Origin of the sequence: Tahibacter aquaticus (assembly GCF_004363655.1) — a bacterium.
In the GTDB taxonomy this organism is placed as follows: domain Bacteria; phylum Pseudomonadota; class Gammaproteobacteria; order Xanthomonadales; family Rhodanobacteraceae; genus Tahibacter; species Tahibacter aquaticus.
In genome coordinates this window covers 313438-325608 of sequence record NZ_SNZH01000006.1, presented here as the reverse complement: position 1 = coordinate 325608, position 12171 = coordinate 313438, and the positions used below count along the sequence as shown (strand labels likewise).

Genomic DNA, 12171 nt, shown 5'->3' with positions numbered 1-12171 from the left:
GCCGCGCCGCACGTGCGGCGCGACGGGCTCAGCGGCCGACCTGGCTACTGTCGAAATAGCGGAACAGCTCCGACTTCGGATCGAGCAGCAATACCCCATTTCCGTTGCGGAACGAATCGCGATAGGTCTCCAGGCTGCGCGTGAACGCGTAGAACTCCGGATCCTTGCCATAGGCAGCGGCGTAGATCTCGGCCGCCTTCGCATCGCCTTCGCCGCGCACCGACTGCGCCGCCTTGTTCGCCTCGGCCAGCAGCACCTGGCGCTGGCGGTCGGCGTCAGCCTGGATGGTCACGCCGGCTTCGGTACCACGGGCGCGCAGGTCGTTGGCGACCTGCTTGCGCTCGGCGCGCATGCGGTCGTAGACCGATGCCAGCACGGTGCCTTCCTCGGGGAAGTTGATGCCCTTGATGCGCACGTCGACGATCTGGATACCCAGCGAGGAACGCGTCGCGGCATTGGCCTTGTCGCGCACATGCGCGGTGATGTCGACGCGGCCGTCGGCGATCAGCTCGTGCAGCGGACGGGCGTTGAACTCGAAGCGCAGCGCATCCTTCACGATCGGGGTCAGGCGCAAGGTGGCCTGGCCTTCGTCGCCGCCGGAGGCGCCATAGAACATGGTCACATCGTCAATTTTCCACTTTACGTAGAAGTCGACGAGTACGCTTTTCTTTTCCGAGGTGAGGTAGCGCTCGGGCTTGGTGTCCAGGCCCAGGATGCGCTTGTCGAAGCGCAGCACCTGCTGCACGAACGGCAGCTTCCAGTGCAGGCCCGGCTCATAGCCCGCATGCAGGATGCGGCCGAACTGCAGCACCAGCGCGGTTTCGCCCTCGCGCACGATGAACGTGGAATTGACGCCGAGCAGCAACAGCAGCGCGGCAATCAGTGCGGCAAAAGATTTCATCGCTGTGCCTCCCGGCTTGCCCGCGCCGCTTCATCGGCCTGCAGCAGCACGCCAGCGCCGGGAGAGAGGCTGGTGGCGGCGGGCACGAGGCGGTCGATCGGCAGGTTGATCAGATTGCGGCCGCCGGTGGCGTCCAGCACCTTGATATTGTCCTTCAGCACCTGCTGCATGGTTTCCAGGTACAGGCGGCGGCGCAGGATTTCCGGCGCGGACTTGTACTGGGCCACCAGCTGGTTGAAGCGCGCGGCATCGCCTTCGGCACGGGCGATGCGCTCGGCGCGGAAGCCTTCCGCCTCGGCCTTGATACGGGCGGCCTGGCCGCGCGCCTCCGGCACGATCTGGTTGGCATAGGCCTGCGCTTCGTTCTCGGTCTGCTGCTTGTTCTCGCGGGCGTTGGTCACGTCGTCGAAGGCTTCCTTCACTTCGTGCGGTGGCGCCACCGACTGGAAATTCACTTCGTTGACGATGATGCCGGCGTCGTAGGAATCCAGCGTCGTCTGCAGCACGCGCTTGGTCTCGGCCACCAGCTCGGAGCCCTGGCCGGACAGGATGGTGTCCATGGCACTGCCGCCGATCACCTGGCGCACCGCGCTCTCCGCCGCCTGCTTCACGGTCGGATCTTCCACGTCCTTGACCTGGAACAGGAACTTCTGCGCGTCGCTGACCTGGTACTGCACATTGAAATCGATCTGGACGATGTTCTCGTCCATGGTCAGCATGCGTACGCTGTCGGCGAGCAGGCGCACATCCTTGGTCTTGACCTTGGTCACGGTCTCGATCGGCCGAGGCCATTTCAGATTGAAACCGGGGCTCATCACCCGCGTCATCTTGCCGAAGCGCTGCACCACGCCAACGTCGCGGGCGTTGACCACGCTCCAGCTGTCCAGCGCGACCCAGGCCAGCACGATGGCGACCAGCGCGACGAGGATGCCGCCGCCACTGCCACTGCCGCTGCTCGTGCCGCCACTGCCGCCGAACAGCGACATCACGCGCTCGCGCAGGCGGCGCAGGGTTTCTTCGAAATCCGGGCCTTTCTGGTTGCCACGCCAGGGGTCGCGTTTGCCCGGCTCATTCCATGCCATGAGTTGACCTCGTGATAGTCGTACCGCCGCTTGCGCGTCGTATGTCTGAAAACCAATGAAGCTGGGAGATGACGGTTGTCCGGTCGGCAACCGTTGAGGACGGACGCTGGGCGTCGTCGGGGACGGATTGCGGCAAGATTGTACTCGCTGTCATCAGGGAATCGAACCCATCGCGCCGCACCGGGCCGAGCGTTACAGATCGGGACGGCACGGCGCGGAGTCAAGTGCGACCTCCGGCACTGGTCGCAAAGGGCCTAGTCCTGTGGGCGGTCGTCGGCTTCCAGTGCCTTGCGCAGCGTGGCGCCGTCGCCATCGGGCAGGCCGTACAGCGCCTGCAGCCGCGCGCGCGGCGCGTCGATGGCCACCTGCCAGCCGCTGTCGTCGCTGTCCTCGCTCTGCACCACGCCGGCCGCATACAGGCGCGAACGCAGCCGGCCCTGCGCGGAAGTCAGGTGCAAGGTGGTACAGACACGGTCGTGCCCGAGCAGGTCGGAAATCGCCTGGTGCAGCAGATCCACGCCCTGCCCGCTCGCCGCCGACAGCCATACCCGCGCCTGGGTGCCGCCGTCGACGGCATCGCGCCGCGGCTGGCTGCCTTCGACGCGGTCGATCTTGTTGAACACCTGCAGCTGCGGTACTTCGTCGGCACCGATATGCGCCAGTACCTCGGCCACATCGGCCATGCGCTGCTCGCGTTCGGGGTCGGACGCATCGATCACGTGCAGCAGCAGGTCGGCGTCGCGCGTCTCGGACAAGGTGGACTGGAACGCCGCGACCAGGTCGTGCGGCAGGTCGCGGATGAAACCGACCGTATCGGCCAGCACGAACGGACCGCAGGGCAACCCTTCGATGCGGCGCAGGGTCGGGTCCAGCGTGGCGAACAGCTGGTCGGCCGCGTAGACGCCGGCACCGGTGATGCGATTGAACAAGGTGGACTTGCCGGCATTGGTATAGCCGACCAGGGACACCAGCGGAATCGCATTGCGCAGGCGGCCGCGCCGGGTCTGCTCGCGCTGCAGGGCCACCTTGTCCAGGCGTTCCTGCAGTTGCTGGATGCGTCCGCGCAGCAGGCGGCGATCCAGTTCGAGCTTGGTTTCGCCCGGGCCGCGCAGGCCGATGGAGCCGCCGCGCTGGCTATCCAGGCCGCTCCAGCCGCGCACCGCGCGCGTGGCCATGTGCTTGAGCTGGGCCAGCTCCACCTGCAGCTTGCCCTCGTGCGAACGCGCGCGCAGGGCGAAGATGTCGAGAATCAGGCCAGTGCGGCCTATCACCCGGCATTCGCAATACTTTTCCAGATTGCGTTCCTGCACCGGGCTGAGGACATGGTTGATCAGGATCAGGTCGGCGCCGTTGGCCAGCTTGAGCTGGCGCAGTTCCTCGACCTTGCCGGTGCCGAGCAGGAAACGCGCGTTGGGCTGATCTACGCGCGCCTGCACGCTGGCGACGACGGTGGCACCGGCTGACGCAGCCAGTTCGGCGAATTCCTGCAGGCGGGCGTCGGTGTCGCTGGCGCCGCCCTGCGTGGTTTGAACGAGAATAGCCAGCTCGCCCTTGGCTGCACGATCGTACAGAGTGTTTAGCCCTCGCTATGGTCGGCCGTGTCGCCAGGTTCGGCGTGGTGATCGCCGCCTACGCCATGGCCATGGGGACCGTTTTCGCCGATACGCACATTGCGGCTAGGCACTACGGTGGAAATTGCATGCTTGTAAACCATCTGGCTTACCGTGTTGCGCAACAGCACAACAAACTGGTCGAACGACTCGATCGTGCCCTGCAGCTTGATGCCGTTGACCAGGTAGATCGACACCGGCACACGCTCGCGGCGCAAGGCGTTCAGAAACGGATCCTGCAAGGACTGCCCTTTTGACATTGGTATTCTCCTGAAGCGAACCGGAAAAAAAGCAGCGGGGAACGCGCCCCAATAAAAACCCGGCGCCCCGGTCCAAGTGGCTGGATGTTAACCGTTCTTGAATGCGGCGAGAACGCCGGCTGGATATGAAATGCGCAGCAGTGCCGCTCAATCGAGAAAAAGCTGTAGCGCCTGTGCCGCCCGCGCCGGGGTATCGACGCGTTCGGGGTCGAGCCAGCGCGAGTCCAGCTCGGCCCGCAGCATGGTGATCTGCCGCTTGGCCAGCTGGCGCGTGGCAAAGATACCGCGCTCCAGCAATTGCTGGCGGGGAAATTCGCCGTCGAGGAACTGCCACACCTGACGATAGCCGACGGCACGCATCGCCGGCAGGTCGGCATGCAGACCGGGACGGGCGCGCAGGCGCTGGACTTCGTCGATCAGCCCGTCCTGCAGCATCTGCGCGAAGCGCTGGGCTATGCGTTCGTGCAGCGGTGCGCGGTCCTGCGGCACCAGGGCCAGGCCCAGCAGGCGGAACGGCGGCCGCGGCGGCGGCGGCGCCTGCTGCAGCTCGCTCAGTCGGCGGCCAGTCAAGGCCATCACTTCCAGGGCGCGCAACACTCGCTGGGTGTCGCTGGCACGGATACGGGTCGCAGCAAGCGGATCCTGCTGCTGCAGCCGCGCATGCAGGCGTTGCAGCCCGACCTGCGCCAATTCGGCCTGCAGCTGCGCGCGCAGCGCGGCATCGGCAGTGGGCAGGTCGGCAAAGCCGCGCGTCAGCGCGCGGAAGTACAGGCCGGTACCGCCGACCAGCAGCGGTACACGCCCGCTTGCCGCGATCGCGGTCATTTCGCGCAAGGCATCGTCGCGGAAATCGCCGGCCGAATACGCCTGCTCGGGCTCGCGGATGTCGATCAGGCGGTGCGGATAACGCTGCAGCGTGGCCGCATCGGGCTTGGCACTGCCGATATCCAGGCCGCGATAGACCAGGGCCGAATCGACGCTGATCAGCTCCAGCGGAAAGCGCTCGGCCAAGGCACAGGCCAGCGCGGTCTTGCCCGAAGCAGTAGGGCCCATCAACAGGACGGCAGCAGGACGCGGATCGAAGACAGGCATCCGCCCATTGTAGCCAGCCCGCTCGCGCCCGGGCGAACGCCCCCGGCGGCACGGCCGTACACCTATGTTTTTCTCTACTTTTTTCAGGTTGCCGCGCATGCCGGGCGCCGGACCGTCCAGTACGCCACGGTGCTGAGGGCCGCTTTGCCACCGGCGGCGGGCTTGGTTATGGTCGGCGCATGGAGCGCTCTGCCGAACCCGAGGTAACCCATCTGCTGCAGCGCTGGCACAGCGGCGACGCTGGCGCGCTGGAACGCCTGCTGCCGCTGGTCTACGCCGACCTGCGCCGCGTCGCTGCGGCCCAGCTGCGTCACAAGGACGGCCACACGACCCTGCAGCCGACCGCCCTGGTCCACGACGTACTGTTGCGCCTGCTGGAACGGCCTGCGGCAGAACTGAAAGACTCCCATCATCTGTTCAACGCCGCCGCACGCATGATGCGGCAGATCCTGATCAGCCGCCTGCGCGCCAGCGCCAGCGCCAAGCACGGCGGCGACTGGCGCCGCGACGATTTCTGCCATGCGCTGGAACTGCCCATTCCCGACGCTACCGACCTGGAAGAACTCGACCACGCCCTGGCCGAGCTGGAATCAGTGCAGCCGCGCATGGCCCAGGTTGTGCAGCTGCGTTATTTCATCGGCCTGGAAATGGGCGAGATCGCCGATGCCCTCGGCGTCACCCGGCGCACGGCGCAGCGCGACTGGGCCGCTGCGCAGGCCTGGCTGCGTTCGCGCCTGGCCGGCAGCCACTGAACGTGCTGCCGGCCGCAGCCGATGGATGAACGCGAACGGCGCGCGCTGGATATCGTGCGCGCCGCGCTGGATCTCGACCCGGCCGCAGCCGCCGCGGCAATCCAGCAGCACTGCGGCGACGACGCGGCGCTGAGCGCCCGCGTCGCCGCTTTGCTGGCCAGCGCGCAGGCCGTCGAACGCGAACTCGACCAGGCCGATGCCGAAGACCCCAGCAACGCATACGCCGATGCCCTGATCGGCAGCCTGCTCGGCCCGTTCCGCGTGATCGAGCGCATCGGCCGCGGCGGCATGGGCGTGGTCTACCGGGCACAGCGCGAGCCGGCGGATTTGCGCCAGCAGGTGGCGATCAAGCTGATCCGCCGCGGCTACGACTTCGACGACGTACACGCGCGTTTCCTGCGCGAGCGGCGCATCCTGGCGCGCCTGTCGCATGCCAACCTCGCCCGCTTCATCGACGGCGGCATTGCCGCCGACGGACGGCCCTGGTTCGCACTGGACTACGTGCAGGGCCAGATCATCACGCACTGGTGCGATGCGCAGCGGCTGGACCTGCACGGCCGCGTCGCACTGTTTCTCGATGTCTGCAGCGCCGTGGACTATGCCCACAGCCAGCTGGTCGTCCACCGCGATCTCAAGCCCGGCAATATCCTGGTCGATGCCCAGGGCCAGGTGCGCCTGCTCGACTTCGGCATCGCCGGGTTGCTGCACGGCGATGCCGGCGACACCGAAGCGCCGCTCACTGCACTGGACAGCCGCCGCGCCCTGACGCCGCAATACGCCGCGCCGGAACAGTTCGGCGACGAGCCCGTCGGCATCGCTGCCGACGTGTATTCGCTGGGCATGATCCTGTACGAACTGGTGGCCGGCGTACTGCCCTACCAGGTGCCGCGCCACGACGCCCAGGCCGCCGGCCGCATCGCCGGCTCGGCACCGTTCCTGCCGCCGCTGGCGGCCATCGCGCGCACCACGCAGAACCTGTCGCGCAGCGAGGCCCAGGCGGGGCGTGCCGCACACCTGGCCGCGCGCGCCACCAGTGCCAGCGCTTTCCGCCGCCAGGTACGCGGCGATCTGAGCCGCATCCTCGGCCGGACGCTGGAGAAAGAACCGCAGCGGCGCTATTCCAGCGTGCAGCGCCTGGCCGACGACCTGGTCGCCTGGCAGCAGGGCCGCGCGATACGCGGCAGCGGCCCGCGCCATGCTTATCGCCTGCGCATGTTCCTGCGACGCAACCGCCTGGCGGTCGCGCTGGCAGCCCTGGCCGTGCTGGCCCTGCTCGGCGGCATGGCCGCGGTGCTGCTGCAGGCCCAGCGCATCGAACAGGCGTCGCGCCGGGGTGCTGCCGTACAGGATTTCCTCACCGGCCTGTTCGAGAACGCCGTGCCCGGCAGTGCCGCCAGCCAGGTGCCCGATACCCGCGAACTGCTGGCCCGCGGCGCCCTGCGGGCGCGCAGCGAACTGGCGGCGCAGCCGCTGTTGCAGGCCGATCTGCTCGGCGTGCTCGGCCGCATCCACGTTCAGCTGAGCCTGTACGACGAAGCAGAACCGCTGCTGCAGGAATCCATCCGTCTCTACGAACAGGCCGGTGCCGGCGAAACCCGCCAGCTGGTCGACAGCGTGTACGAACTGGCTTATCTGCAGCGCCGGCGCAACCGCTACGAGGAAGCACAAGTCCTGCTGCAGCGCGGCCTTGCCCTGAATGCCGGCCGCGACCTGGCGCAGGAAGCGCGCCTGCGCAACCTGCTAGGCGCGGTACTGAGCCAGCGCAAGCAGCTCGACGCCGGCGTGGCGCAGCTGCAACAGGCGCTGCAGCTGCGCCGCCAGCTGCAACAGCCGCCCGGCGAAGACGTGGCGCTCAGCCTGAACGACCTGGGCACCACGCTCGCACTGGGCGGCCGCGCCGCCGAGTCGCTGCCCTACCTGGTCGAGGCGGTCGCGCTGAACCGCCGCCTGCACGGTCCTGTCCACGTGGATCTGGGCATCAGCCTGAGCAACCTGGGCGAGTCGCTGCGCAGCCTGGGCCGCCTGGACGAAGCCGAAGCGGCGCTGCGCGAAACCGTCGCGATCGATGCGCAGGTTTTCCCGCGCCCCGATTCCGTCCATGCGCGCCACCTGGGTAACCTGGCCCTGGTCGCCCTGGTGCGCGGCGACGGTGCCGCGGCCGAGCCGCCGCTGCGCGAGGCGCTGCGTATCCGCCAGGCGCTCTACCGCGAAGACGACCCGCAGATCGCCCAGACTCGTACCAATCTCGCCACTGCGCTGGGGCTGCAACTGCGCTACGCGGAAGCCGAAGCCGTTGCCGCCCAGGCCATTGCCGCCTTCGACAAGGCCAGCGGCGACTGGCGCAGCGTGACCGCCGCGGCACTGCAGACCCGCGCCGTCGCCCTGCGCCAGCTGGGCCGCCCGGACGACGCCGTCGCCGCAGGCCGGCGCGCGCTGGAGATCGTGCTCGCCGCGCGCGGCGAGCAGTCGCCGGAAACCCAGCGGGCGCGCGGCGCGCTGGGCAAGAGCCTGCTTGTCGCTGGCCGGCGCGACGAGGCCGCACCGCTGTTGCGCGAAGCGCTCGCGCGCAGCCGCGAACTGCTGCCGGCAAACCATGTCGACCTGATCGAACGCGAGGCGAATGTGGCCATGCTCGACCTTGCCTCCGGCGATGTGACAGCGGCCCGCGCGCATTTCGAGGCGGCGCTGCGCATCGCGGACACGGCAGCCACAGCCGGCCCGCCAGCCGTGCTCGAAGCCCGCCTGGGCCTGGCCGAACTGCTGGCCGGCCAGGGCGAGCTGCAGGCCAGCCGCGCGCAGGCCGAACGGATCCGCGCCGCGATGCAGGCGCGGCCCGCCGCCGATGCGCTGCGGCAGCGCTGGGATGCGCTGCCGTCACTGCGCCCGTAAGTACCCCGCCGCACCGGAACTGCGGCCCGCGTCAGAACAGCGTGGCGCTCAGCGCGCCACACCCATTTCCTTGAGCAGGTTCTGCGCGCCGTCGATCTTGTCCATGATCCACAGCATGTAGCGCACGTCGACCTGGATGGAACGGGTCAGCTTCGGCTCGAAGATCCAGTCGGCACTGACGCTGTCCCAGTTGCCGTCGAAGGCCAGGCCGACCAGGCGACCCTGGGCATCCAGCGCTGGCGAACCGGAATTGCCGCCGGTGATGTCCAGGTCGGCGAGGAAATTTACCGGCAGCTGGCCGCTCTTGGCCGAGGCATAGCTGCCGTAGTCGCGGGCGACCAGAGCCTGGTACTCCTTGGCCGGCGTGTCGAACGGATCGGCACCGGTGGTCTTGGCGACGATGCCGTCGCCGCTGGTGAACGGCGTGAACTCCACGCCGTCCTTCCTGATGCCCTGCACCTGGCCGAAGGTGACGCGCAGGGAGCTGTTCGCATCCGGATACACCGGCTGCTGCAGCGATTCGTTGTAGGCGATCATCGCCTGCATGAAGCGCGGCCGCAGGCGCAGCTCGTCGCCGCTGCGCTGCTTGCGGGCATTCTCGATCTGCAGCAGGTCCGGCATCAGCGCGACCATCAGCTTGAGACCTTCGTCACCGGACGCCTCGATCTCGCTGCGCTTGGCCTTGAACCACGTCAGGCGCTCGTTCACGTCGGTCAGCTTGCTGCCGGCGTACAGCGCGGCGACTTTCTGCACCAGCGCCGCATCGTCGCTCGCCGCCGCACCCAGCCAGGTATCCAGTGCCGCCACGCGCTGGCCGGCCGGCAACTTCACATAACCGCGCAGGAAATGCAGGAACAGCTGCTGGTCGACGCCCGCGTCCATGCGCCGCTCCAGCTGGCGCAGGTTGCCTTCGAGCTTGATCTCGTCGCGCGCCTGGTAGCCCTGCTCGCGCTGCAGATCGGGCTTGGTGCGCTCGATCGAGGTGCGGTAGATGTTATATGCTGAATTGTATAATCCTATACGATTCAAATAACCCAGCACCAGGTCGCGGTCGCGCAGCGCGCGCTGCTGCGCCAGCACGCCGCGCAGGGCGGTAATGTCGTCGGCGAGCCTGGCGGTTTCGCCACCCTGGGCAGCCAGCCATTGCAGCAGCGCGGTTTCCTTGGCGGTCTTCACGTCGACCGCATGCGCCTTGGCCAGGCCTTCCAGCTGGCCGCGGAAATTCTTCAGATAGTTGTTGTAGCTGGCCACGGCGTTGGCGTATTTCACTGCCACGGCCGGGTCCTTGCCGCCGGCAGCGCCGATCAGCGCAAGAATCTCGGTATACCAGCCGATATTGGTCGGGTACTGCCAGTCGATTGCGTCGCGGGTTTCCTCGGCCAGGCGATAGCGGTTGGTACGGCCCGGATAGCCAGCGACCATGACGAAATCGCCCGGCTCCAGGCCCTGCGCGTTCACCGGCAGGAAGTGCTTGGGCTTGAACGGAACGTTGTCCTTGGAATACGGCTTGGAGCTGCCGTCCTTGGCCACGTAGGCGCGCAGGAAGCTGAAGTCGCCGGTGTGGCGCGGCCACATCCAGTTGTCCACATCGCCGCCGAACTTGCCGATCGCCGACGGCGGCGCGTAGACCAGGCGCACGTCCTTGATCTCGCGCTGGCGCACCAGCTGGAAGCTGTAGCCGCCATGGAAGTTGTATACGTCGCAGCGAACGCCGGGTTTTTCGCATTTCGCCACGGCGGCCTTCTGTGCCTTGTCGATCGCGTTGTAGCGCTCGATGCCGCCGAGCTTGGGGTCGAGCTTGCCGGTGATTTCCGCAGTGATGTCGCGGATCTCGTCGGTGACGTAGACGCGCTGGTTCGGATCGCCGGGCAGTTCCTCGGCCTGGCTGCGGGCGAGGAAACCGTCCTTGATCAGGTTCTTTTCCGCCGTCGAGTTGTACTGGATGGCGCCGTAGGCACAGTGATGATTGGTCACCACCAGCGCCTCGGGCGAAACGAACGAGGCCGTGCAGCCGCCGATGCTGACGACCGCGCCCATGGTCGGACCGGTCAGGTCGGTCAGGCGCGAAGGGTCCAGCTCCAGTCCGCGCTGCTTGAGCTGGGCGGCGATGGACGGCAGCTGGGCCGGCTGCCACATGCCTTCGTCGGCATGGGCGGAAACGGCGAGGCAAGCGGCAATGAGAGCAACAAGACGGCGGTGCACGGAGGGATTCCCCAATCTCAGGACGTAACCTTCGCTTATGCCGCATGCGTTACAGCGCATCCACCGCCGAAAGTCATGCGCCGCCGTCTGCCTGGCATGCCACACTGGGATTATGGAAACTGTTGCCATGGAACCCGTACGCCAGCTGGCTGCCACGCTGAGCCAGGCACGCCGCCTGCTGGTACTGACCGGCGCCGGCGTATCGGCCGAGTCCGGTATTGCCACGTTTCGCGATGCGCAGACCGGGCTGTGGGCACGTTTCCGCCCCGAAGACCTGGCCACGCCCGAAGCCTTTGCGCGCGATCCCGCCCTGGTGTGGCGCTGGTATGCCTGGCGTCGTGACCAGATCGCCCGGGCGCAGCCGAATGCGGCTCACTACGCCCTGGTCGAGATCGCCCGGCGCCTGCCGACAACCCTGGTCACGCAGAACGTCGACGACCTGCACCAGCGCGCCGGCTTCCACGACGCCATCTGCCTGCACGGCTCCATCGCGCGCACTCTCTGCTCCATCACCGGCCAGGCGATCGATGCCGATTGGCTGGCCGCGCATCCGCAGGAACCCCCACCATCGCCGCACCATCCGCGCGGACTGGCCCGCCCCGGCGTGGTCTGGTTCGGCGAAAACCTGCCCGCCGCCGCGCTGGAACAGGCCTATGCGGCTGCGGCCGACTGCGACGTGGTACTGGCCATAGGCACCTCAGCCCTGGTCCATCCCGCCGCCGGACTGCCCGCCGAGGCACAGCGCCACGGCGCCTGGTTCGCCGAAATCAATCCGCAACGCACGCCGCTGTCCGGCCAGGCCGACCTGTGCCTGCCGCTGGCCGCCGGCGTGGCACTGCCGGCCGTGCTGGCCGCCTGGAACGGAGTACACGCATGAACAAAGGTATTTTGCTGATCTGTTTATTTCTTGCCGCCGCCCTGCTCGGCGGCTGCGTCAGCCGGCCGGTCATCGCGACCGGCCCGGGCCTGTCGGCGGTACTGCCGTACGAGGCCGCCGCCGAACCGGAACAGCACACCGGTGCGCAGGTACTCTGGGGCGGCAGCATCCTGGCGCTGGAAAACCGCGACAGCAGCACCGAAGTGACCATCCTCGCCTACCCGCTGGACCGCGCCCAGCGCCCGCTGCCGCAGGCGCCCAGCCAGGGCCGCTTCATCATCGTGCTGCCCGGCTACGTGGAGCGCCACGACTATCCCGACGGCCTGTTCGTCACCTTGAACGGCCGCATCGCCGGCATGCGTGCCGGCCATGTCGGCGAACGCGACTACGTCTTCCCGCTGGTCGAGGCCGAACACGTACACCGCTGGCCGCCGGGCTTCCAGTTCGACCGGCCACAATGGCACATCGGCATCGGTGTCGGCGTGCATATCCGCTAAAGTCGGCGC

10 protein-coding genes are annotated in these 12171 nt (G+C 67.8%); 4 read left to right on the top strand and 6 right to left on the bottom strand.

Annotated elements, in window-relative coordinates; genetic code table 11:
- Window positions 1-28: 28 nt before the first annotated feature.
- From hflC to miaA, 5 genes are all read right to left on the bottom strand, one after another.
- Entirely contained in the window at window positions 29-901 is an 873-nt protein-coding gene (gene hflC / locus DFR29_RS12080; RefSeq protein ID WP_133818852.1) for a protease modulator HflC, read from the bottom strand.
- On the bottom strand, window positions 898-1983 hold the full coding sequence (hflK, locus tag DFR29_RS12075; RefSeq protein WP_133818851.1) for an FtsH protease activity modulator HflK: 1086 nt from the start codon (window positions 1981-1983) through the stop codon (window positions 898-900). Before hflK ends, hflC begins: the two co-directional genes overlap by 4 nt.
- Before the next feature lie 254 nt (window positions 1984-2237).
- Window positions 2238-3554, bottom strand: a complete 1317-nt coding sequence (gene hflX, locus DFR29_RS12070) for a ribosome rescue GTPase HflX (RefSeq protein WP_133818850.1) — start codon at window positions 3552-3554, stop codon at window positions 2238-2240.
- Window positions 3555-3559: 5 nt separating this feature from the next.
- Complete coding sequence (gene hfq / locus DFR29_RS12065; protein WP_133818849.1) at window positions 3560-3853, bottom strand: RNA chaperone Hfq; 294 nt, start codon at window positions 3851-3853, stop codon at window positions 3560-3562.
- Between the two features lie 147 nt (window positions 3854-4000).
- The gene (gene miaA, locus DFR29_RS12060; protein WP_133818848.1) at window positions 4001-4945 is read right to left on the bottom strand and encodes a tRNA (adenosine(37)-N6)-dimethylallyltransferase MiaA; all 945 of its coding nucleotides are present in this window, start codon (window positions 4943-4945) and stop codon (window positions 4001-4003) included.
- 179 nt (window positions 4946-5124) lie between these two features.
- Here miaA and DFR29_RS12055 point away from each other — a divergent pair, with 179 nt between their 5' ends.
- Together DFR29_RS12055 and DFR29_RS12050 are read left to right on the top strand one after the other, a co-directional pair.
- Entirely contained in the window at window positions 5125-5697 is a 573-nt protein-coding gene (locus DFR29_RS12055; protein WP_133818847.1) for an ECF-type sigma factor, read from the top strand.
- A 21-nt stretch (window positions 5698-5718) separates the two neighbouring features.
- Window positions 5719-8586, top strand: a complete 2868-nt coding sequence (locus DFR29_RS12050) for a tetratricopeptide repeat protein (RefSeq protein WP_133818846.1) — start codon at window positions 5719-5721, stop codon at window positions 8584-8586.
- Between the two features lie 48 nt (window positions 8587-8634).
- On the opposite strand, the gene DFR29_RS12045 is transcribed toward DFR29_RS12050, so the two are convergent.
- Entirely contained in the window at window positions 8635-10722 is a 2088-nt protein-coding gene (locus DFR29_RS12045) for a S46 family peptidase (protein WP_133818914.1), read from the bottom strand.
- A gap of 193 nt (window positions 10723-10915) precedes the next feature.
- On the opposite strand from DFR29_RS12045, the gene DFR29_RS12040 reads away from it, so the two are divergent.
- Together DFR29_RS12040 and DFR29_RS12035 are read left to right on the top strand one after the other, a co-directional pair.
- A complete protein-coding gene (locus DFR29_RS12040; RefSeq protein WP_133818845.1) occupies window positions 10916-11665 on the top strand; it encodes an SIR2 family NAD-dependent protein deacylase in 750 nt (249 codons plus the stop codon).
- Window positions 11662-12162, top strand: coding sequence for a Slp family lipoprotein (locus tag DFR29_RS12035; protein ID WP_133818844.1), 501 nt, complete (start codon window positions 11662-11664; stop codon window positions 12160-12162). The genes DFR29_RS12040 and DFR29_RS12035 overlap by 4 nt, the downstream gene beginning before the upstream one ends.
- Window positions 12163-12171: the final 9 nt, after the last annotated feature.

What these genes read in the sequence shown, in the direction of transcription:
- DFR29_RS12045 (WP_133818914.1), bottom strand. Translation starts at nt 10,722, where the DNA reads ATGTGGCAGCCGGCCCAGCTGCCGTCCATCGCCGCCCAGCTCAAGCAG.
- DFR29_RS12040 (WP_133818845.1), top strand. Translation starts at nt 10,916, where the DNA reads ATGGAACCCGTACGCCAGCTGGCTGCCACGCTGAGCCAGGCACGCCGC.
- miaA (WP_133818848.1), bottom strand. Translation starts at nt 4,945, where the DNA reads ATGCCTGTCTTCGATCCGCGTCCTGCTGCCGTCCTGTTGATGGGCCCT.
- hfq (WP_133818849.1), bottom strand. Translation starts at nt 3,853, where the DNA reads ATGTCAAAAGGGCAGTCCTTGCAGGATCCGTTTCTGAACGCCTTGCGC.
- hflK (WP_133818851.1), bottom strand. Translation starts at nt 1,983, where the DNA reads ATGGCATGGAATGAGCCGGGCAAACGCGACCCCTGGCGTGGCAACCAG.
- DFR29_RS12035 (WP_133818844.1), top strand. Translation starts at nt 11,662, where the DNA reads ATGAACAAAGGTATTTTGCTGATCTGTTTATTTCTTGCCGCCGCCCTG.
- DFR29_RS12050 (WP_133818846.1), top strand. Translation starts at nt 5,719, where the DNA reads ATGGATGAACGCGAACGGCGCGCGCTGGATATCGTGCGCGCCGCGCTG.
- DFR29_RS12055 (WP_133818847.1), top strand. Translation starts at nt 5,125, where the DNA reads ATGGAGCGCTCTGCCGAACCCGAGGTAACCCATCTGCTGCAGCGCTGG.
- hflC (WP_133818852.1), bottom strand. Translation starts at nt 901, where the DNA reads ATGAAATCTTTTGCCGCACTGATTGCCGCGCTGCTGTTGCTGCTCGGC.